Here is a 20,659-nt window from a genome sequence, read left to right as displayed (position 1 = left end):
GCGTCACCTTGGTTGAAGGCCGGGGTCGGCCAGCGCGATGGCCTGGCTGTTGTGCAGCCTGCGGACCATCTGGATGTAGGCCACGCCCAGCCCGGCGACAGTCCAGTACACCACCGGGATGAAGGTGATGCTGCTGACGGTGAAGATGATCACCAGGATGCCGATCAGTGTCGCCAGCAATGTCCGGCCGAGCTGGCGTTGTTCGTCGTCCTTGTCGGGGAAACTGCGCATGGCCTTGCGGATACCGTGTAGTACGGTGGCGAAGAACGCCACGAACAGGCCAAGCCCGACCAGCCCGACCCGCAGCGCCAGGTTGATGTAGGTGTTGACGATGTCGATGATGCCTTCACCCTGGATCATCGATTGCATTTCCGGGGTGTTGCGGAAGTCGAACGAGCCGAACAGCGGGTTGCGCTGGATGACGATCCACGAGTTGTCCATCAGCCGTTCGCGGTAGGTGATGTTCTCTTTCTCGAGGCTGCCAATGAACGGCAGCATGTCCAGTACCTTGTCGCCACCGGGCACGATGGTCAGCAAGGGCAGGGCCAGCATGCCGGCCGCAGCGAGCAGCGCCAGGCGCCTGACCGCACCTTTGCCCAGGGCGATGAACACCACCACGATGACCACGGCGCCGATCCACGGGCCACGGGACAGTGGTGCGAACAGCCCGGCGGCCAGCAGCAGCGCGCCCAGCGCACGCTGCAGGGGGCGGCGCACGTAACCTTGAACGAACAGGAACAGGCCTATGGCCACGCTCATCACATAGCCCAGGGCGATCGCCTGCCCGGTGGTGACGCTGGCGCGCAGCGATCCGCCACGGCTCAGGTAGCCGGACATGCTCCATGGCACGCCCATGGCGTCGACCAGAGCGCTGTACAGCAGCCAGTGGCGCACGTACTCGGCCACACCGATCAGGGCCAGGACGAAGGAGGCAAGCACGAAAGCCAGCAGGGTGTCCTTGAAGTCGCTGATCTGGCGCAGGCCACGGCTGGCCACGTAATACGGCAGGAACACGTCGACATACAGATACAGCGTCTGGCGCAGGGTGTCGGTCAGGGTGGTTTCGCGCAGGTACAGCACACTCATCAGCAGCAGGCCGGCCGCCAACAACCTGTCGGGCCAGGTGCGGCCGAAGCGCAGGTTGTCGCCTTGTCGGCGCAGAGCCAGTGCCGCCGGCAGCAGCACGCACAGGGTCAGCAGGCGGATATGGTTGAGATCGACCAGGTAATTGACCACGCCAAACCCGGGCACCTGCACCGAAGCCGGCGGGACCAGGAACAGCAGCATGTAGAACAGCGCCATGGGGTTATGTTCGCGGCGCCCGGCGACGTACAGGATGACGGCGCCAGCACCCAGGTAAAGCCAGAAGCTGTGCGAGAAGAAGGCCAGCAGGGTAAGCAGGAACCACAGGTTGCGCCGGCGCTTGAAGTCGCTCAGCGGGACCAGGTCGGTGGCAGGCCGCCGCGCCAGCAGGAAGACCACGCTCGCCAGAAACAGGATGACGATCAACGCACGAAAATGTTCAGGCATTGGCTATGTGCACCTTTGCGTCGGTGGGCAACGGCTAGCATCGTGGCTGATTGAAACTATAGTGACCTTTTAGCCAATCAGTCAGAGATTGACGTCATGCCGTCGATTGATGTGTCTGCCACCGCGAGCCTGCGCAAGCGGGCCCTGAGGGCTGGGTCGTGGAACCTGGTTTCGCAAGTGGCGTCACAGGTGATGCGCCTTGGCGGCAACCTGATCATGGCCCGTTTGCTGCTGCCGGAAATGTTCGGGGTGATGGTCATCGCCACCACCGTTTCGGTACTTCTGCATCTACTGTCCGATGTCGGTCTGCGCCAGAACATCATCCAAAGCCATCGCGGTGACGACCCGCATTTTCTCAATACCGCATGGACCGTGCAGATCATCCGTGGCTTCGTGCTGTTTGCCCTGACGTTGCTGCTGGCCCTGGGCGCCTGGATTGCCCAGCTGGCCGAGCTGTGGCCGGCGGGCTCCACCTATGCCGCACCGGTGTTGCCGTTGGTGCTGGCGGCGACCGGACTGTCGGCGGTGATCTGGGGTTTCCAGTCCACCAAGATAGATGTGGCGGTACGCACTTTCCAGCAGAAGCGCGTGGTGCTGGTCGACCTGGCCTCGCAGGTGGTCGGCCTGGTGGTGATGCTGGTGTTGGGCTACCTGACGCATTCGGTCTGGGCGCTGGTGATTGCCGGCCTGGTGTCGGCCCTGGCCTGGACCCTGCTGGGCCATACCGCCCTGGAGGGGCAAGGCAACCGTCTGCAGTGGGACCGCAGCGCGCTGACCGAACTGATCGTGTTCGGCCGCTGGATCCTGCTGTCGTCGATGGTCGGTGTGCTGGCCATGTACGGCGACCGCTTGTGGTTTGGCGCCAGCATGACGGCGGCCCAACTGGGGGTGTATTCGATCGCCGTGCTTATCCTCGGCGCCGTGCAGACTGCACTGATGAAAATTTTCGGGGCCGTGGCGCTGCCCGCCTTCAGCGAAGCGGCCCGGGCCGACGACAAGGAGCGCCTGAAGGCCCTGTATCACCGCTTCCGTCTGCTGGTCGACCTGCTGGTGCTGTTCATTTGTGGCGGTTTCCTGACCGCCAGCCCGCTGCTGATCGGCTGGATGTACGACGACCGTTACCGTGAAGCCGGCCCGATGCTGGCGATTCTTTCGCTGTCGTTCTTCATGTTGCGCTATACCTTGGCTCATCAGGTATGGATTGCCCTGGGCCTGACCAAGTACCAGGCCATGGACAACATCATTCGCCTGGTTTCGTTGTGGGGGCTGCTGCCGCTGTTGCTGGCGATCGGCGGGGTGGAGTGGGCGATCTGGGGGGTTGCCTTGCATACCATGCCAACTCTGGTGCTGATCGTGTACGTGAATTGCAAGCTGGATATCTTCAGCCTCAACCGTGAGCTGGTGGTGCTGCCGATGCTCGCGGTCGGGGCGCTTTGCGGGGCGCTGCTGACAGCCTTTTTCAACTGGCTGTAACGCGGCTTGTCGGGTGAAAACTAAGATACAGGTCACGGGATCATGGGGAAGCTTACTTTCTGTACTGAGCAAGTGGGTCGTAGAGGCTTTCTCCAGAGTTGTGTCTTGCTGGGCGTTGGTGGTGCGCTGTTCGGAGCAACGGCTACCGTTGCCAGCCAACCCGCTGACAAAGCCGGATTCGTCGTAATCAACGGCTGGGTATTGCCGTCCCGTTACTTCCGGAACGACCACGCATGATCAAGGACTATCAGCAGCAGAAGGCGCTGCGCGACAGCTATGATGTCTGCATCATCGGCGCCGGCCCGGCAGGCATCACCCTGGGCTTGCGCCTGGCCGCCGCCGGCTGGAGCGTACTGCTTGCCGAAGGCGGCGGGCGTGAGTTCTCGGCGAACTCGCAAGCCTTGTACGCCTGTGCATCCACCGGCCTGGAGCTGTATGCCAAGGAAGCGCGCTTGCGTTACCTGGGCGGGACCTCCAACCATTGGGCAGGCCGTTGCCGGCCGTTCAGCCCCTCGGACTTCTCCATTCCCCCCCCTGGTGATTTGCCTGGCTGGCCCATTCCCTATTCGGAGATTGCAGGCTACCTGCCAGCTGCGATGGACATCGTCGACCTGCCGCCCGGGTCGGATTTTCACGCGTTGAACAGTGGCCTGGATGGGGGGGACTTCGAGCCGGACCGCTTTCTGCTCAGTCCGCCAACCCGTTTTGCGCAGAAATACGCTACGGCCCTCGAGCAGACCGAAGGCCTGGATGTCTTCATCAACTGCAATTGCGTGAACCTGGAATTTGACCAGGCTTCCGGCCATCTGGCTGCAGTCGTCCTGTCCGATTACGCATGCAATCGCCAGCGCCTGGTGGCGAGAAACTTCATACTGGCCACTGGCGCCATCGAGAATGCCCGGCAACTGCTCAACAGTGAGTCCTTGGTGGCAGCCGGGGTCGTGAGCAAGGACGGGCTGGTCGGCGGGTGCTTCATGGAGCACCTGAACATTGACCTTGGAACCTTCATCCTCAAGTCGGGGCTGGCCGCTGAGCCGCGCGAGTACTACACCACCGATGCCTTCGTTGAAGAATACAAGGCAGGTAAAGGCAATGTCCGGGCCGCCTTGCTGGCCGATGTACAAACCTATGGTCGTACTGCCGAGGTCAAGCATTTTCTGGAGAACCTGGCCTGTGACATGGGCGTTGCCAGCAAGATCGCCTTCGTGGCCAGCTTCAGTTGCCCAGGTGACGGCGTGATCAGCACCATGATCGAGCAGTTCCCCAACCTGCACAGCCGCATTTCGCTGCTGGATGAGAAGGACGCACTGGGCGTGGCCAAGGTCAATGTCAATTGGGCACTGACCGCAGATGACCGCCACACCATCAAGTGCATTGGTAGCGAATTGGCCAAGCAGTGGGCTGACATGAACCTGGGCTTCGTCAAGCTCAACGACTTCGTTCATGACACTTCGATACCGCTGAAGTTGTCGCCGCATGCCCACCACATGGGGACCACGCGCATGGCATCGTCGGCGCAATTCGGTGTTGTCGACAGCAACTGCAAGGTGTTCGGCACCGAGAACCTTTACGTCGCCGGCAGCAGCATCTTTGCCACGGGTGGCGCTTCCAACCCGACCATGCCGCTGCTGCAGTTTGCGTTACGCCTGGCCGACCACCTCGATACCAGGATGAGTTCGGCCAGGCACGCCGTGGCGTGATGCAGGTTGTACATGGGTTGAGTGCGCTGCGGTCAGCACCCACAAGAACGAGACCGGATGCGCCTCAGGAACAGTCCAGATTGCTTTGATTGCGAGGCGGGCAGCATGAAAGGATGGATACGCAAGGCAGTGATGCACTATGTCCACGCAACGGGGCGAGGAAGTGCGTTTTACCGGAAGTTTTGCAAACCTTCCGGGCTTGAGTGGGGGGCCTACCTGACGCGCTGGGGCAACTTTCACTCGGTAGGCAGCAACTTCTATGTCAATACAGGCTGCAGGTTCCTGGACCCCTCGCTGGTTCGCATCGGCAACAGTGTGGGCCTGTCCGACTGCACGCTGATCGGTCATGACGGGGTGGTACTGCTGATCGAACATCGCTTCGGCAAGCACCTGGATTCGGTCGGTTTCATCGACATAAAGGACAATTGCTTCATCGGCCATGGTGCGATCGTCATGCCGCGCGTGACCATCGGCCCTGAGTCCATCGTGGCCGCCGGTGCCGTAGTCACCAAGGACGTGCCGCCGGGCACGGTGTTTGGTGGCAACCCCGCAGAGTTCATCTGCACCACCGAGGCGTTGATAAAACGGGTCGAGGCACGTTGCGAAGCCTACCCGTGGATCGAACTGATCAAGCAGCGCAATGGCGCCTATGACCCGCTGCTGGAGCCGCTGCTGATGGCGCAAAGGCGCCAGTATTTCTTCGGGGATGGCAACCATGGCTAGCAAACCTGTGGACGTCATGGTGGTCAACTTCAACACGGCCGGGCTGCTGCAGCCGATGTTCGACGCGCTGCGCCGGGCCGACAGCGAACGGCTGGCCAGTTACCTGGTGGTGGACAACGCCTCGGTCGATGACTCGCTGCAGCGCATGGCCGAGGTGTGCCCGCAGGCGCTGCTGCTGAGCAACAAGCAGAACGTGGGGTTTGGCCGGGCCAACAACCAGCTGCTGGCGCACCTGAAGGGCAAGTACGCCTTGCTGCTGAACACCGACGCTTTCGTCGCCGCCGATTCCCTGCAGAAAACCCTCGACTACATGGAAACCCACCCGGAGTGCGGAGTGCTGGGGGTGCGCCTGGAGGGTCGCGACGGTGACCTGCAGCCCAGTTGCCGCTACTTCCCCACACCGCTCAACGTGTTCGTCGGGCGTACCGGGCTGGGGCGCTTGTTCCCCGGCTTGAAGATGGTCGACGAAATGAACTGGGACCACGCTTCGGTACGCGAGTGCGACTGGCTGCCTGGCTGCTTCTATCTGGTGCGCCGCGAAGTGCTCGACCAGGTAGGCCTGTTCGACCCGCGTTACTTTCTTTATTACGAGGAGGTCGACCACTGCAAGCGGGTGAAGGCGGCAGGCTGGAAGGTGGTGTTCTACCCGCATACCACGGTGGTGCACATCGGGGGAGAAAGCTCCCGATCGGTGGCCGAACTGGAGGCAGCCAGCCGGCAGATTTCGTCATACCAGATCGAAAGCGAGCTGCTTTACTTTCGCAAGCATCACGGGCTGGCAGGGCTTGCCCTGCACATGCTGCTGGTCACCGTGGGCGACCTGGTGCTGGCTCTGAAGGCGCTGTTGAAACGACGCGGCCGGGGCGCGATACAGGCCTGCTGGCGTCACTGCCGGGCGACCTGGTCTCTGCTGTTCAAGACCCGTTACGCCAGCCAACCGACAAGGTAGGTGTAGCCATGTTCGAGAATGTACGTGCCGACCTGCGTGCCCATGGCGGTGACTGGGGCGCCCAGGGCTTCTGGGTACTGCTGGTGTACCGCTTCGGCCGCTGGCGCTACGGGGTGCGCCCGGCATTGCTGCGCAAGCTGTTTTCGCTCATCTACAAGGTCCTGTTCAAGTTCGTGCAGATCATCACGGGTGTGGAGCTGCCGTGCGAAGTGGTGATCGGCCGCAACTTCGTCATCGACCATTTTGGCGGCATCGTCATCAGCGGCTATGCCCGCTTTGGCGATGACTGCCGTATTCGCAATGGGGTGGTGGTGGGCCTGAAGAACGTCAGCGGGCCGATAGCACCGGTGTTCGGCAACAACGTCGATATCGGTACCGGGGCCAAGGTGCTGGGTAGCATCCGTATCGGCAACGACGTGATCATCGGGGCCAATGCCGTTGTACTGGTGGATGTGCCGGACAATTCGCTGGCGGTGGGGGTGCCGGCCATCATCAAGGCCAGGCAGCCGGCCGCCAAGGCGCCTGTCGAGTGAGGCCCATGGCGAGCGGGGTCGGTGTGGTGGTGATTGGCCGCAACGAAGGCCAGCGCCTGCAGCGTTGCCTGCTTTCGCTGCAGCAGGGGGCGGACAAGGTCATGTACGTCGACTCGGGCTCCACCGATGGCTCACCGCACTTGGCCCGCAGCCTGGGGGTAGAGGTACTGGCGCTGGACATGGGCACCCCGTTCACTGCCGCACGCGCCCGCAACGAAGGCTTTTTTGCCTTGCAGCGGCGGCTGCCGTCCATGCAGCTGGTGCAGTTCGTCGATGGCGACTGCGAGGTGGATGGCGGCTGGCTGGCCGCGGCGCAAGCGTTTCTCGACGACCATCCCGACGTTGCAGTGGTGTGTGGCCGCCGACGCGAGCGCTTCCCCCAGCGGTCGGTGTACAACCTGTTGTGCGACCTGGAGTGGGACACCCCCATCGGCGAAGCCAAGGCGTGTGGTGGCGATGCTCTGATGCGGGTCGATGCCTTTGCCGCCGTCGGCGGCTTTCGCCCCGAGCTGATCGCTGGAGAAGAGCCCGAACTGTGCGTGCGCCTGCGGGCAAAGGGTTGGAAAGTCTGGCGCCTGGACGCCGAGATGACCCTGCACGACGCCGCCATGACCCGTTTCAGCCAATGGTGGCGGCGTAGCCTGCGCGCTGGCCACGCCTATGCCGAAGGGGCTTACCTGCATGGTCAGCCGCCCGAGCGGCACTGGCTGCGCGAATCGCGCCGGGCCTGGCTGTGGGGGCTGGTCATCCCCATGGGGATCGTGCTGGCCTGGCTGTTGCTGGGGGGCTGGAGCCTGCTGCTGCTGTTAGTCTACCCACTGCAGGCCGTACGCCTGGCCCGCCGTGGTGGCAAGTCGGTGCGGGAGAACTGGCTACAGGCGGTGTTCCTGGTATTGGGCAAGTTTCCGGAAATGCTCGGGCAACTGAAATTCTTGCGCCACCGCATCGCGGCCGGCAAATCGACGTTGATCGAGTACAAGTGAAAGATCACCCAGCCCTTTGCGGCGTGCTGTCGCGCAGAGAACTGAGTTGGCAAGCAGTCCGCGCACCCTGTGGGAGCGGCTTCAGCCTGTCCCACAGGACCCATGCTAATTCAATGAGTTATGTGCAGTTCCATGAGAAAGAGGCCCATGATGCTCGGCATGATCGTGAAAAGCGTGTTTACCTTGCAACCGGGCTACTCGTTGCGGGCGCTGAACAACAAGCGCAAGTTGACGCTGCAGATTGCCAGGCAATGGCCCGAGCTGAATGCGTTCCTGCATCGCATGAAGGCGACGCTGGGCGCGCAAGGTTTGCAGCGGCTGGGGGTGGATTGCATCGGTGTCGTGCAGTGGCCTTACCTCAGCAAATGCTGGGAAGCCCCGCACCGCCTCGAGGTGCTGGCTTCGCACTTCGAAGTGCTGGCCGGGCAGTTTCCGGCGCTGTTGCTGCTGGGGCGGGACGAAAGCCTGACGCTGTGCGAGCTGTCCAGCCATTCGCCGGGCTGCCGCCTGGTACTGGACCGGCCGATCTGGTTCAAGCGCGAAGGCGAGTTGGTATTGAACCTGTTCCAGGGCGACCTGCGCGTGGCATCCCTGGCGTTCAGCCTGTGCCGCAGCCAGGGCGAACTGTGCCTGTTCATCGGTGCCGTGCAGGGCATCCACAAGGGTATCGACAGCGAAACCTCACTGGCCATCTACCGCGACCTGACCAAGGATTTCGAAGGGCTGCGCCCACGCAGCCTGCTGATCGAGGCCTTGAAGTGCCTGGCCAGGACCCTGGGCGTGACACACCTGTATGCCGTCAGTGATGCCTGCCGCCATCATCGGCACGCGTATTTTGGCAATGACAAAGGCCAGGACCTGGCGGCCAACTATGACACGATCTGGCTGGAACACGGTGCTACCGCATCGAACCATGCCGACTTCTTCGCCCTTTCGCTGGCTGCGGCACGGCGGGCGGAACAGGACATCCCGGCAAAAAAGCGGGCAATGTACCGCCGCCGCCAGGCATTGCTCGACGACGTTTTCGCGCGCTTGCAAGCCATGTTGCCAGGCAGCGGCCACAACCTTGGGCTACAAGGTGAACAGGGGGATGCATCTGACGAGGTGGCATCGGCGGGTCGCCGGCCGCCGATAGTCGACAGCCTGAAGTAACGGCCGGCCCTGCCGCGGCAGGCATGAAGGTTCACTACGCGGGTCTTGATCTGGATTCCTATGCGCATTGCCTACTTCATAAACCAGTACCCGAAGGTAAGCCACAGTTTCATCCGCCGCGAGATCCTGGCGCTGGAGCGCCAGGGGGTAGAGGTGCAGCGTATTGCCCTGCGCGGGTGGGACGCCGAGCTGCAGGACGCCGAGGATGCGAGCGAACGGACCAGGACCCGCTATGTGCTGCAGCGTGGCGTCAAGGGTTTGCTGGCGCCGGCCTGGCAAGTGTTCCGCGCACAGCCGCGCCGGTTCTTCCGGGCGCTGTGGCTGGCCATGCGCCTTGGTCTGCGGGCCGACCGCGCCTGGCCCTACCATCTGGTCTACCTGGCCGAGGCCTGCCAGGTACTGCAGTGGTTGCAGGCAGGCCAGGCAAACCATGTGCACGCACATTTCGGTACCAACTCCACAGAGGTGGTGATGCTGGCCAACGTGCTGGGCGGGCCAGCCTACAGCTTTACCGTGCACGGGCCGGAAGAGTTCGACAAGCCGCAGTTCCTGCACATGGGCGAGAAGGTGCGGCGTGCCGCATTTGTTGCGGCGGTCAGCTCGTACGGGCGCAGCCAGTTGTTTCGCTGGGTCGCACACGACCACTGGGCCAAGGTGAAGGTGGTGCATTGCGGCCTCGAGCGCAGTTTCCATGAGGTGGCGCCGGTCAGCGTGCCCACGGCACCACGCCTGGTGTGCGTCGGCCGCCTGTGCGAGCAGAAAGGCCAGTTGCTGTTGCTCGAAGCCGCCCGGCTACTGGCTGCGCGGTCGATCACCTTCGAGCTGGTGCTGGCCGGCGACGGCGAGATGCGTGGGCAGATCGAGGCGTTGATTGCACGGCATGGCTTGCAGCAGCAGGTGCGCATCACCGGCTGGATCAGCAGCGCACAGGTGCGCGAGGAAATCCTTGCGGCGCGTGCGCTGGTGCTGCCCAGCTTTGCCGAAGGTTTGCCAGTAGTCATCATGGAGGCCATGGCCTTGCGCCGGCCAGTGCTGACCACCTATGTGGCAGGCATTCCAGAGCTGGTGCGGCCGGCCGAGAACGGCTGGTTGTTCCCTGCCGGCGCCGTGGACGAACTGGCGGCGGCCATGGCCGACTGCCTGGCGCAACCTGCCGAAACGCTGCAGCGCATGGGCGAGGCGGCACGCCAGCGTGTACTGCAACGGCACGACATCGATACCGAAGCGGCCAGGCTGGCCAGCTATTTCAAGGCATCCGCATGATGAGTGTATTGGCTTGGACGTTGGGCATGCTGGCGGCCATCGCCCTGTTGCCGGTGCTGCTGCTGTTGGTGCAGGTGCTGATGGCCTGCCTGCCTGCGCGCTCGCAGCCGTTGGGCAACAACGCTCGTCCGCAGGTGGCAGTGCTGGTGCCAGCCCATGACGAGGCTTCGACGATTGCTGCCGCGCTGGCGAGCATTGCCCCGCAGTTGCGCCCTGGCGACCGCTTGCTGGTGGTGGCGGACAACTGCACGGACGACACCGCGCAACTGGCGCGCGAGGCGGGTGCCGAAGTGGTGGAGCGCCGCGATGCGCGGTTGCGCGGCAAGGGCTACGCACTGGACTTTGGCGTGCGCCACCTGGCCAGCCAGCCGCCCGAAGTGGTGATCGTGGTGGATGCCGACTGCCAGGTGGGCGAGGGGGCAATCGAGCGCCTGGCGCGGCGCTGCCACGAGGTCGCGCGCCCGGTGCAGGCGCTGTACCTGATGCACGCACCGGCAGGGGCCGGGCTGACAGTGCAGGTTGCCGAGTTCGCCTGGCGGGTCAAGAACCTGGTGCGCCCGCGTGGTTGGGCACGCCTGGGCCTGCCTTGCCAGTTGATGGGCGCCGGCATGGCGTTCGGCTGGCGTGACCTGGCCTTGATCGACCTGGCCAACGGGCACCTGGTGGAGGACGTGAAGCTGGGCCTGGACCTTTGCCAGGAGGGCAAGCCTCCAGTGTTCTGCCCCGAGGCCGTGGTAAGCAGCCGGTTCCCTGCCAGTCGGCAAGGCCTGGGTAGCCAGCGCACCCGCTGGGAGCATGGGCACCTGAGCCTGATGCTGGCCGATGCGCCCAGGCGTGCGCTGGCCGCAGTCAACCAGCGTAACGGCAGCTTGCTGGCCATGACCCTGGACCTGCTGGTGCCGCCCCTGGCGTTGCTGGTACTGAGCCTGCTCGGGCTCAACCTGGTGGCCTGGCTGGCATACCTGCTGTTCGGGCTGGCGGCACCTGCCTGGATCGCTCTTTGCGCGTTGGCATTGCTCGGTCTTGCCGTTGCACTGGCCTGGGCGCGCTTCTGTCGCGAGCTGATTCCGTTTTCCGTGCTGCTGTATGCGCCGTTTTACGCCGCAAGGAAGGTCCCCTTGTATCTGGGGTTCCTGATCAAGCGCCAGGTTGAATGGGTACGTTCGAAACGGGATGAAGACTGATGGCTGAATGGCAGAAACGCTGGAACACCCTTGTCGGCAAGCTCGAGGTGGTGGCGGATGCCACTGCCGCGCAGCGCCTGCTGGACAGGCTCACCGCCCCGCAGGCTCCGACCGTGCTGGGCTTCGTCAATGCCCATGCAATGAACCTGGTGGTTCGCGATGGCGCCTGCCACCAGGCGTTGTCGGCGGCCGACGTGCTACTGCGCGACGGTTCCGGCATGGCGATTCTGTATCGCCGGTTGGGGCTTGAACCAGGCCTCAACATGAATGGCACCGACTTCATTCCTCGGCTCCTGGCCGCCTACCGTGGGCGGCGGGTCGCGTTCTGGGGCACCCGGCAACCCTACCTCGACCAGGCCGTGCAGCGCAGCGCAACCAGGTTCGGGGTGGTACCGGTGTCGGTCCACGATGGTTTTGCCAGCGTCGATACCTATCTGCAACTGGCCAGCGAGCTACAACCGGAGCTGATCGTGCTGGGCATGGGCATGCCCAGGCAGGAGGTTGTGGCGGCAAGGCTGGCGGCCACTGGCGCGCCTTGCCTGATCGTGTGCGGTGGCGCGATCCTGGACTTCCTCGGTGGCAAGGTCAGCCGGGCGCCCGTGTGGTTGCGGCGGTTGGGCGGGGAATGGCTATATCGGCTGTTGCGCGAGCCAAAGCGTTTGTTCATGCGCTATGTGGTGGGTAACCCGTTGTTCCTGCTGCGTACCTTGCTGTACCGCCGTGACGGCGGGGCGGCCAGGCACCCCGTTTGAGCGGCAGAATCCGCGCACACTGATGGCGTGTGGCTGCTACAGTGAGATCAAAGGGGCGGGGCTGCAGGATTTCGCTTCACGGGCTTTGCATGAGCCGTTGTCAAGTCTTGCTGGTTTGTGGAAGGCACTTGCTGCACGCAAATTGATGAGGTCTGAAATGGTTCTAGAGCCAAGAAGCAGTCGTTCCTTGTTGCAGAGAAGAAGCAGCGTAAGTAACGCCATTCAGGCCGGCCTAGATGGGATTGCAGTCACCGGTATCGCCTGGTACCTGATCTACGACAAGTTTGGCTACATCACCTCTGATTACGTGATCATGCTGCTGTTGCTGGTGGGCGCCCTGGCAGTCATCTACGACCACTATGCGATCTACCGTACCAATGTCGGCCTTTCCATCAAGGCTTTCCGGCTGTTCAAGGCCTGGTCGGTAACCTTTTGCTTCCTGGTGGTCATGGCCTTCCTGGCCAAACAGAGTGAAACCTATTCGCGGCTGCTGGTCGTGCAGTTGTTCATCATTGGCTACATCGCCCAGTTGTTCCTGCACTTTGCCGTGCGTGAATTGCAAAAGCGCTTCACCGCCCATGCGCGCCTGGACAACGCCCTGATCATCGGCGCCGGCGACCTGGCCAACTTCCTGTACCAGAAAATCAGCAACAACCCTTGGTTCGGCGAGCGTGTGCTGGGGTGCGTGCTGATCGACAGCGCCGATGAGCCAGGGCGCGAAAGCACCGAAGGCAAGCAGCGCATGCCGGTGCTCGGGCATGTTGCCGAACTCGACGATATCGTGGCTCGCCACGGCATCCGCACGGTGTATCTGGTAACCCCGCTGGGCGGTTCCGAGGTCATCAACGATGTGTATCTCAAGTTGCTCGACAAGTGCATTGCGGTGAACTGGGTGCCGGATATTTTCTCGTTGCGCCTGATCAACCACAGCGTACGGGAAATTGCCGGCATTCCCGTACTGACCCTGTCGGAAACGCCGCTGACGGGCATGAGCCTGTTCCTCAAGAACCTCGAGGACAGGGTATTGGCGGCGCTGATCCTGTTGCTTGCATCGCCGGTGTTGCTGGCCATTGCGCTGGCCATCAAGCTCGATAGCCGCGGCCCGGTGTTCTTCCGCCAGGAACGCACCGGCTGGACTGGCGAAGCATTTCGCATCTGGAAGTTCAGGAGCATGCATGTCCATCAGCCGGAAGAGGGCGTGGTGAGGCAGGCGCAGAGAAATGACCCGCGGCTGACCCGGGTCGGCGCCTTCATTCGCCGCACCAGCCTGGATGAACTGCCGCAGTTGTTCAATGTGCTGACCGGGGAGATGTCGCTGGTCGGGCCGCGGCCGCATGCGTTGCAACATGACACGTTGTATTCGCAGGACATCGTCGATTACTTTGCCCGCCACAATATCAAGCCTGGCATGACCGGCCTGGCGCAGGTGCGCGGTTTCAGGGGCGAGACCAGGGATATCGAGCAGATGATCCAGCGGGTGGACTCGGACATCGAGTACATCAACAACTGGTCGTTGTGGCTGGATTTCGTGATTCTGGTGCGCACACTCAGCGCCTTTACCGGCAAGCAGGCCTACTGACACAGCACTGTCGGTAAAGGAGCAAATTTCGTATGCACCCTGCGCACCCTGTGGGAGCGGGTTTACCCGCGAAGAATCCAACACGGTGCATGGCACCGGCTGTGCCGGTGTTCGCGGCTAAGGCCGCTCCCACAGGGTCCCTGCCAATTCAATGAGTCACTCGTAATTCCATGAAAGTGTGCAAGCGCTCTTGGCTGGCCTAGTCCTTGTTCAGCGGGTGCAGCTCCCTGAACCCCCGCGCTTCCTCCACCAGCCAGTCATGCACCGCCCGCGCCCCCGGCTGGTTCAGCCCACCCGGCGGGTAATGCACCACATAGCGCTTGTGATTGGCGATCGGCACCCCGAACGGCACGATCAGCGCCCCGCGCTCCAGTTCGTCGTTGAGCAGCGTGCGCCGGGCAATCGCCACGCCAATGCCGGCAATGGCCGCCTCGATGGTGAGGTGGTTGCGATTGAAGGTGTGCCCGCGCCGTACATCCAGGCCGGCGGCGCCTATGCCCTCCAGGTAGAACTCCCATTCGGCATATTCCGAACTGCCGCGCCAGGCCGTGATGTCGTGCAGCAGCGGGTAGTGGGCAAGGTCTGCCGGCCCGTGCAGTGGTGGGCGCCCACGCAGCAAGGTGGGGGAGCACACGGGGAAGATCTGCTCGTCCAGCAGCGGCGTCGAGAGCATGCCGGGGTAGCTGCCATCGTTCAGGTCGATGGCCAGGTCGAAATCGCCCGGGGTCAACGCTTGTGCACTGTCTTCGGCCACCAGGCGCAGTTCGATGTCCGGGTAGCGTTGTTGAAAGCGCGGCAGGCGAGGCGTGAGCCATTTGGCCAGGAACGACGGGATCGAGCGCAGGCGCAAGGTGCCGCGGATTTCCCCAGCGTCCAGGCGCACCAGTTCGGCTTCGATGCTGCCGTAGGCTTCGGTCACTGTCTGCGCCAGGCGTTGCCCTTCGGCGCTCAGTTCCACGCCGCGCGCCCGGCGCAGGAACAGCCGATAGCCCAGGCGCTCCTCCAGCTGGCGCATCTGTTGGCTGACGGCGCCCGGAGTGATGTGCAGCTCTTCGGCACAGCGGGTGAAAGACAAGTGCCGGGCCGCACAGGCGAACACGTGTAGCCAGACGAAGGTCTGGCCATTGAGTTGACGTCGCATCGTTTAGTACCACTAAAGCCTTGCTTAGGAAGTTTCGTTGGTCATCCATGAGCCAGCGCGGCAGTATCGCGCAAAATCGCAATACCGCTCAATTTTTCCAGATAACCGTGCCGCGGCTTCATACTCGGGTACGGTCAGGCATTAGCATGGCTATCAGTGTTTTCGACCTTTTCAAAATCGGCATCGGGCCGTCCAGTTCCCACACCGTCGGCCCGATGCGGGCGGCGGCTACCTTTGCCCAGGCCCTGCGCGAACAGGGGCTGCTGGCCCGGGCAAGCCGTGTCGAGGTGCGGTTGTACGGCTCGCTGTCGGCCACCGGGGTTGGTCACGCCACCGATCGCGCCTGCCTGCTTGGCCTCATGGGGCAATGGCCCGACCGTATCGACCCGGCCACCATCGAGTCGCGCATTGGCCAGGTGATGCAGGAGCACTGCCTGATGCTCGATGGCAGCCACCCGCTGGCGTTCGAGTACAGCCGCGACATGCTGCTGCTCGACGAGAACTTGCCGTACCACCCCAATGCCATGAGCCTGGAAGCCATGGACGGGCAGGGTAGCCTGTTGCGCCAGACCTACTATTCGGTGGGCGGTGGCTTTATCGTCGAGCAAGCCGAGATCGATGCGCCAGCAGTCGAAGCGAATGCTGTGGCGCTGCCGTACGAGTTCGACAGTGCTGCGCAGTTGCTGGCCTTGTGCAAGACCCATGGCTTGAGCGTGGCGCAGCTGATGATGGCCAACGAATGTGCATGGCGCCCAGAGGCCGAGGTGCGCGAGGGCCTGCTGCGAATCTGGGCCGCCATGCGTGAGTGCGTCGACAATGGCCTGCGCAACGAAGGCATCCTGCCGGGCGGGTTGCACGTCAAACGCCGCGCCGCGCGGCTGCATCGCAGCCTGCAGGAGCTGGGCAAGCCCAACGTGATCGGTTCCACCCTCAGCGCCATGGAATGGGTCAACCTGTTCGCCCTGGCGGTGAATGAAGAGAACGCCGCCGGCGGGCGCATGGTCACAGCGCCTACCAACGGTGCGGCAGGCATCATCCCGGCGGTGCTGCACTACTACATGAAGTTCAACCCGGGCGCGTGCGACGCGGACGTGGTGGACTTCCTGCTGGCGGCAGCGGCGGTCGGCATCCTGTGCAAGAAGAACGCGTCGATTTCCGGGGCCGAGGTTGGTTGCCAGGGCGAGGTGGGCTCGGCCTGTTCGATGGCCGCTGCCGGCCTGGCCCAGGTGCTGGGCGCTACGCCGCCGCAATTGGAAAATGCCGCCGAGATTGCCCTGGAACACAACCTTGGGCTGACCTGCGACCCGGTGGGTGGCCTAGTGCAGGTGCCGTGCATCGAGCGCAACGCGATTGCTGCGGTGAAAGCGATCAACGCGGTGCAGATGGCGCTGCGGGGGGATGGCGAGCACTTCATCTCGCTCGACCGGGTGATCCGCACCATGCGTGATACCGGGGCGGACATGCATGCCAACTACAAGGAGACTTCGCGCGGTGGCCTGGCCGTTGCCTTCGTCGAATGCTGACGCGGTCAACTGCAGGAGCGGCCTTGTGTCGCGAAAGGGCTGCGAAGCAGCCCCAGCGATTTCAGCTTGAATACCTGCATCTGGGGCCGCTCCGCGCCCCATCGCGACACAAGGCCGCGCCTACATGTGCCAGTGAGGCTTTAGCGGGCTTTCTGCTTCGCTTCCAGGAAGCTCGCGCGCATGTCCTTGGCCCAGCCATCCAGCACCGGCTTGACGTCGTTCAGGGTCAGTTGCGTGGTCTTGTTCTCCAGTTCCTGCCCCGTGCCCTTGCGCACGACCTGGGCCAGCACTTTCTGGCTGGCACCATCGAGGAACGCCGCCTCCACGCCGACATCAACCTCCTGGTCCCGGCCGCCCATGGCGGTGTTCACACCGGCTGAAATCAGCGCGATGGGGATGACCTCATAGGGCTTGAGGCCCTCGTTGCTGGTGGACACTGCAGTAATGGCCGGGCGCACCACGATCACGCCCGGGCCGGGGCCCTTGGCCAGCGGTACCACGCTGCCCATTTCACGGCGCAGCGCTTCGTTGAAGTAGCGGGTGATTTCCTGCAGCGTCTGCGCCGAGATGATCGCCGTCGGCTGCGGCCTGGGGTAGAACTGGCTGGGCTCGATGAACACCTGGCTGTACTGGTTGACGTTGATCTTGGGGTCGATCCAGCGCATCACCGGGTCACCCGACGGGCTCTTGGTTTCCTGCAGCCGGCTGTAATCCTTGAGGAAGCCGGAGTAGTCCTTCGGGTCCACGCGATTGCTGGAGCAGGCGGCAATGGTAAGCAGTGCGGCGCACAACAGGGTAATGCGGGGCAATGATTTCATGATGAAAAGGCATCCATGATAGGTCGGCCAGAACAACGCTAGCAGGTGCGCGACAGTTGGCCAGTGGGCTGGTTCAATCTGTAATGGGAATTGGCTGCGGTAATGTTCCCAGACGCGCAAATTCCTACAGTGTCTTGGGACCTCGCTGGCTTTTCAGTTTCTGCCACCCTTGGAAAACTATGCCCGTAAAGGGTATGGTTGGGGGCCGGTGATGGAAATTTTCAAGCGCAAGGATTTCGCGCGTTGGCAAGCCGCTCACAGGCTCAGCGATGAAGTGCTGTGTAAAGCAGTGGACGAGATGTGCAGGGGCCTGGTCGATGCGAGCCTGGGTGGTGAGTTGTTCAAAAAACGCGTGGCAGCGCATGGTGCGGGAAAGCGCGGCGGTTATCGAACCCTTCTTTCCGCCCGCATTGGCAATCGATGTGTTTTCCTGCATGGCTTTGCCAAAAGTGACAAGGCAAATATCACCTTGGAGGAACAGAAAGCGCTGCGATTCGCTGGCAAAGTCTTTCTGGATTTATCACCGCTAGCGCTCTGCCGGGCGTCGCAGGCGGGTGTGCTGATGGAGGTATGTTGTGAGCAGCAAACTGATTGAATCGTTACGCGAGGACCTTGTCGCTCTGCACGAGGCCGGAGCGATCGGCAAGGTCACGCTTCGGGATTACGAAGCGCTATGCCCTGCACCAGTGCGAGATTTCAGCGCACTGGACATACGCCGTTTGCGCGAGGCACTCAACTTCAGCCAGCCGGTCTTTGCGATGCATTTGCACACGAGCGCATCGACAGTGCGCAAATGGGAGCAGGGCGAGACACGCCCATCGGGACCGGCTTTGAAGCTGCTGAATATCATTAAAAACAAAGGGTTACAGGTTCTTCTTTGAGTCCTTTGTCTGATTTTTGAAAGTCCTTTAAAAACAGTGAATTACGGAATTTTTTGAAAATTTTCCTTTAACTTCCGATTCGCAGGCAAGCCTGCTGCCACGTCAACCCAGCACCTCCCGCAATCGATACCACAACATCCCCAGCGCCAGCAGCGGCGAGCGTAATGCCTTGCCGCCGGGGAAGGTCAGGTGTGGCACGGCGCTGAACACGTCCAGCCCCTGGCTGTGGCCGAGGGCGATGCTTTCGGCCAACAGTTTCGCCGTCCAGTGCGTCACGTTCAGCCCATGCCCGGAATAGCCCTGGGCGTAGTAAACGTTGGGGTGCTGGCTTAGGCGCCCGACCTGAGGGAAGCGGTTGGCGGTGATGCCGATCATGCCGCCCCACTGGTAGTCGATACGCACGTTGGCCAGCTGCGGGAACACCTTCAGCACCTTGGGCCGCATGTAGGCGGCGATGTCCTTGGGGTCGCGGCCGGAATAGTGGCAGGCGCCGCCGAACAGCAGGCGCCGGTCTGCCGTCAGGCGGTAGTAGTCCAGGCCGACTTTCTGGTCGCACAGCGCCATGTTCTGCGGGATCAGGCTGTTGGCCAGTGACTCGGGCAATGGCTCGGTAGCCACCACGTAGCTGCCGGCCGGCAGCACCTTGCCGCTCAGGCGTGGTTCCAGTTCATCGAGGTGGGCGTTGCAGCCCAGCACCAAGCTGCCTGCCCGCACCTTGCCACGAGCCGTGTGCAGGGTCACGCGAGGGCCATGCTCGATGCGCAACACCGGGCTCTGCTCGAAGATGCGTACGCCCAGCCCTTGGGCGGCGCGGGCTTCGCCCTGGACCAAGTCAAGCGGGTGCAGGTGGCCCGAGCCCATGTCCACCAGGCCGCCGGCGTACTGGTCGCTGGCGACGATTTCATGCAGCTGGTCGGCACTGACCAGGCGGGTTTCGGGGCGATAACCGAGTGCGGCCAGGTCGTCCTGTTCGTCCTTGAAGGCGGCGAACTGGGCAGGGGTGTTGGCCAGTTCGCAGAAGCCCCAGCGCAGGTCGCAGGCAATGCCGTACCGGGCGATGCGGCTGGCCACCAGCGTTACCGAATCGATGCCGGCCTGTTTCAGGTAGTGCACGCCGTCCTGGCCGACATGCCGGGCAAAGCCGCTGACGTCATGGCCGATGCCGCGAATCAACTGGCCGCCGTTGCGGCCGCTGGCGCCCCAGCCGATTCGCCGGCCTTCAAGCAGCACCACCGAGAGCCCGCGTTCGGCCAGTTCCAGGGCGGTATTGACCCCGGTCAGCCCGCCGCCGACCACGCACACATCGGCGCTCAGTTCGCCGTCCAGGCTGGGGTAGGGTGCCGCATCGCGTGCCGTCGCGGCATAGTACGAAGCGGTGTGTTGAGTAGTGAATGACATGGGCGCTCTCGACTCAGCGGTTGGACTTGATCTTGCTCCAGGAGCGGGTCATGACGCGCATGATCTTCGGGCTTGGCGTGCTGGAAATGTACAGCTTGTCCAGCACATCCTGGGGAGGGTAGATCTCGGGGTTGTTCACCAGCGACGCGTCCATGTAGGCCTGGGCGTCGGGGTTGGCGTTGGCATAGCCGACCGTGGCGCTGACCTTGGCGATCACCTTGGGGTCGAGCAGGTAGTTGATGAACGCCAAGGCCTGTTCAGGGTTGTTGGCGTCCTTGGGGATGGCCAGCAGGTCGAACCACAGGTTGCTGCCTTCCTTGGGGATGCTGTAGGCGACTTTCACGCCGTTTTTTGCCTCCACAGCTCGGTTGGCGGCCTGGAACACGTCGCCGGAATAGCCGAAGGCCACGCAGACATCGCCATTGGCCAGGTCGGAAACGTACTTGGAGGAGTGGAAGTAGGTGATGTAGGGGCGCAGTTCGAGCAGGCGGGCTTCCGCCTTGGCGTAGTCGGCCGGTTTTTCGCTGCGCGGGTCCATGCCCAGGTAGTTGAGTACGGCTGGGAACAGTTCGTCGGGCGAGTCCATGAACGCCACGCCGCACTGCTTGAGCTTTTTCAGGTTCTCGGGCTCGAACAGCACTGCCCATGAATCGATGTGGTCGACGCCCAGGGCCGCCTTGACCTTGTCGATGTTGTAGCCGATCCCGTTGGTACCCCAGAGGTAGGGTACGGCGTACTGGTTGCCCGGGTCGTTCTGTTCAAGCTGCTTGAGCAGCTTGGGGTCCAGGTGCTGCCAGTTCGGTAGCTTGCTGCGGTCCAGCGGCAGGAAGGCGCCGGCCTGGGCCTGGCGTGCGAGGAAGTGGTTGGATGGCACTACCACGTCATAGCCGGTGCGCCCGGCCAGCAGCTTGCCTTCGAGGGTCTCGTTGGAGTCGAACACATCATAGACCACCTTGATCCCGCTGCTGGCCTGGAAGTCGGCCACGGTGGTGTCACCGATGTAGTCGGTCCAGTTGTACACGCTGACCGAGGGAGTGGCCTGGGTGTTGGTGGCGAACAGCAGGGTGAATGCGGCGG

General features: G+C 62.9%; 19 protein-coding genes. 14 read left to right on the top strand and 5 right to left on the bottom strand.

All coding sequences use genetic code 11. From position 1 onward, the window contains the following. Window positions 1-3: 3 nt before the first annotated feature. Entirely contained in the window at window positions 4-1,530 is a 1,527-nt protein-coding gene (locus ACK1U9_RS16275) for an O-antigen ligase family protein (protein WP_135001941.1), read from the bottom strand. A gap of 96 nt (window positions 1,531-1,626) precedes the next feature. Between ACK1U9_RS16275 and ACK1U9_RS16270 the strand changes: the two genes are divergently transcribed. The 11 genes from ACK1U9_RS16270 (at window position 1,627) to ACK1U9_RS16220 (ending at window position 13,821) form a co-directional block, all read left to right on the top strand. Beyond that, window positions 1,627-3,003 carry an oligosaccharide flippase family protein gene (locus tag ACK1U9_RS16270; protein ID WP_046614244.1) on the top strand — a complete coding sequence of 459 codons (1,377 nt, stop codon included), beginning with the start codon at window positions 1,627-1,629 and terminating at the stop codon, window positions 3,001-3,003. Between the two features lie 233 nt (window positions 3,004-3,236). Next, a complete protein-coding gene (locus ACK1U9_RS16265) occupies window positions 3,237-4,703 on the top strand; it encodes an FAD-dependent oxidoreductase (protein WP_449110018.1) in 1,467 nt (488 codons plus the stop codon). A gap of 105 nt (window positions 4,704-4,808) precedes the next feature. Beyond that, a complete protein-coding gene (locus ACK1U9_RS16260; protein ID WP_196173919.1) occupies window positions 4,809-5,426 on the top strand; it encodes an acyltransferase in 618 nt (205 codons plus the stop codon). Further along, complete coding sequence (locus ACK1U9_RS16255; RefSeq protein ID WP_046614241.1) at window positions 5,419-6,375, top strand: glycosyltransferase family 2 protein; 957 nt, start codon at window positions 5,419-5,421, stop codon at window positions 6,373-6,375. The genes ACK1U9_RS16260 and ACK1U9_RS16255 overlap by 8 nt, the downstream gene beginning before the upstream one ends. Window positions 6,376-6,383: 8 nt before the next feature. Continuing rightward, window positions 6,384-6,908, top strand: coding sequence for a serine O-acetyltransferase (locus ACK1U9_RS16250; RefSeq protein ID WP_449110017.1), 525 nt, complete (start codon window positions 6,384-6,386; stop codon window positions 6,906-6,908). A 5-nt stretch (window positions 6,909-6,913) separates the two neighbouring features. Then, window positions 6,914-7,891, top strand: a complete 978-nt coding sequence (locus ACK1U9_RS16245; RefSeq protein ID WP_046614239.1) for a glycosyltransferase family 2 protein — start codon at window positions 6,914-6,916, stop codon at window positions 7,889-7,891. 147 nt (window positions 7,892-8,038) lie between these two features. Beyond that, complete coding sequence (locus ACK1U9_RS16240) at window positions 8,039-9,043, top strand: VirK/YbjX family protein (protein WP_449110026.1); 1,005 nt, start codon at window positions 8,039-8,041, stop codon at window positions 9,041-9,043. A gap of 60 nt (window positions 9,044-9,103) precedes the next feature. Continuing rightward, the gene (locus tag ACK1U9_RS16235) at window positions 9,104-10,306 is read left to right on the top strand and encodes a glycosyltransferase (protein ID WP_449110016.1); all 1,203 of its coding nucleotides are present in this window, start codon (window positions 9,104-9,106) and stop codon (window positions 10,304-10,306) included. Continuing rightward, window positions 10,303-11,490 (top strand): glycosyltransferase family 2 protein, encoded by a 1,188-nt coding sequence (locus ACK1U9_RS16230; protein ID WP_449110015.1) that lies wholly within the window; start codon window positions 10,303-10,305, stop codon window positions 11,488-11,490. The genes ACK1U9_RS16235 and ACK1U9_RS16230 overlap by 4 nt, the downstream gene beginning before the upstream one ends. Continuing rightward, window positions 11,490-12,242: a WecB/TagA/CpsF family glycosyltransferase gene (locus ACK1U9_RS16225; RefSeq protein WP_046614235.1), complete on the top strand. Its 753-nt coding sequence runs from the start codon at window positions 11,490-11,492 to the stop codon at window positions 12,240-12,242. The genes ACK1U9_RS16230 and ACK1U9_RS16225 overlap by 1 nt, the downstream gene beginning before the upstream one ends. Window positions 12,243-12,399: 157 nt before the next feature. Then, window positions 12,400-13,821 carry an undecaprenyl-phosphate glucose phosphotransferase gene (locus tag ACK1U9_RS16220; RefSeq protein ID WP_046614234.1) on the top strand — a complete coding sequence of 474 codons (1,422 nt, stop codon included), beginning with the start codon at window positions 12,400-12,402 and terminating at the stop codon, window positions 13,819-13,821. Window positions 13,822-14,020: 199 nt separating this feature from the next. Here ACK1U9_RS16220 and ACK1U9_RS16215 read toward each other — a convergent pair whose 3' ends face one another. Continuing rightward, window positions 14,021-14,962 carry a LysR substrate-binding domain-containing protein gene (locus ACK1U9_RS16215; protein ID WP_046614233.1) on the bottom strand — a complete coding sequence of 314 codons (942 nt, stop codon included), beginning with the start codon at window positions 14,960-14,962 and terminating at the stop codon, window positions 14,021-14,023. 146 nt (window positions 14,963-15,108) lie between these two features. Between ACK1U9_RS16215 and ACK1U9_RS16210 the strand changes: the two genes are divergently transcribed. After that, entirely contained in the window at window positions 15,109-16,485 is a 1,377-nt protein-coding gene (locus tag ACK1U9_RS16210) for an L-serine ammonia-lyase (RefSeq protein ID WP_322492741.1), read from the top strand. Window positions 16,486-16,625: 140 nt separating this feature from the next. On the opposite strand, the gene ACK1U9_RS16205 is transcribed toward ACK1U9_RS16210, so the two are convergent. After that, the gene (locus ACK1U9_RS16205) at window positions 16,626-17,303 is read right to left on the bottom strand and encodes a DUF3313 domain-containing protein (protein WP_449110014.1); all 678 of its coding nucleotides are present in this window, start codon (window positions 17,301-17,303) and stop codon (window positions 16,626-16,628) included. 211 nt (window positions 17,304-17,514) lie between these two features. On the opposite strand from ACK1U9_RS16205, the gene ACK1U9_RS16200 reads away from it, so the two are divergent. Beyond that, window positions 17,515-17,898, top strand: a complete 384-nt coding sequence (locus ACK1U9_RS16200) for a type II toxin-antitoxin system RelE/ParE family toxin (protein WP_046614230.1) — start codon at window positions 17,515-17,517, stop codon at window positions 17,896-17,898. Next, entirely contained in the window at window positions 17,879-18,184 is a 306-nt protein-coding gene (locus ACK1U9_RS16195) for a helix-turn-helix domain-containing protein (protein WP_003260255.1), read from the top strand. The genes ACK1U9_RS16200 and ACK1U9_RS16195 overlap by 20 nt, the downstream gene beginning before the upstream one ends. 102 nt (window positions 18,185-18,286) lie before the next feature. On the opposite strand, the gene ACK1U9_RS16190 is transcribed toward ACK1U9_RS16195, so the two are convergent. Next, window positions 18,287-19,582, bottom strand: a complete 1,296-nt coding sequence (locus tag ACK1U9_RS16190; protein WP_196173921.1) for an NAD(P)/FAD-dependent oxidoreductase — start codon at window positions 19,580-19,582, stop codon at window positions 18,287-18,289. A 13-nt stretch (window positions 19,583-19,595) separates the two neighbouring features. Beyond that, window positions 19,596-20,645: a polyamine ABC transporter substrate-binding protein gene (locus ACK1U9_RS16185; RefSeq protein ID WP_449110025.1), complete on the bottom strand. Its 1,050-nt coding sequence runs from the start codon at window positions 20,643-20,645 to the stop codon at window positions 19,596-19,598. Window positions 20,646-20,659: the final 14 nt, after the last annotated feature.

The sequence above is a fragment of the Pseudomonas sp. XP1 genome (assembly GCF_053557675.1).
The sequence above is the reverse complement of the archived record's forward strand: the minus strand, read 5'-3'. Positions and strand labels throughout refer to the sequence as shown.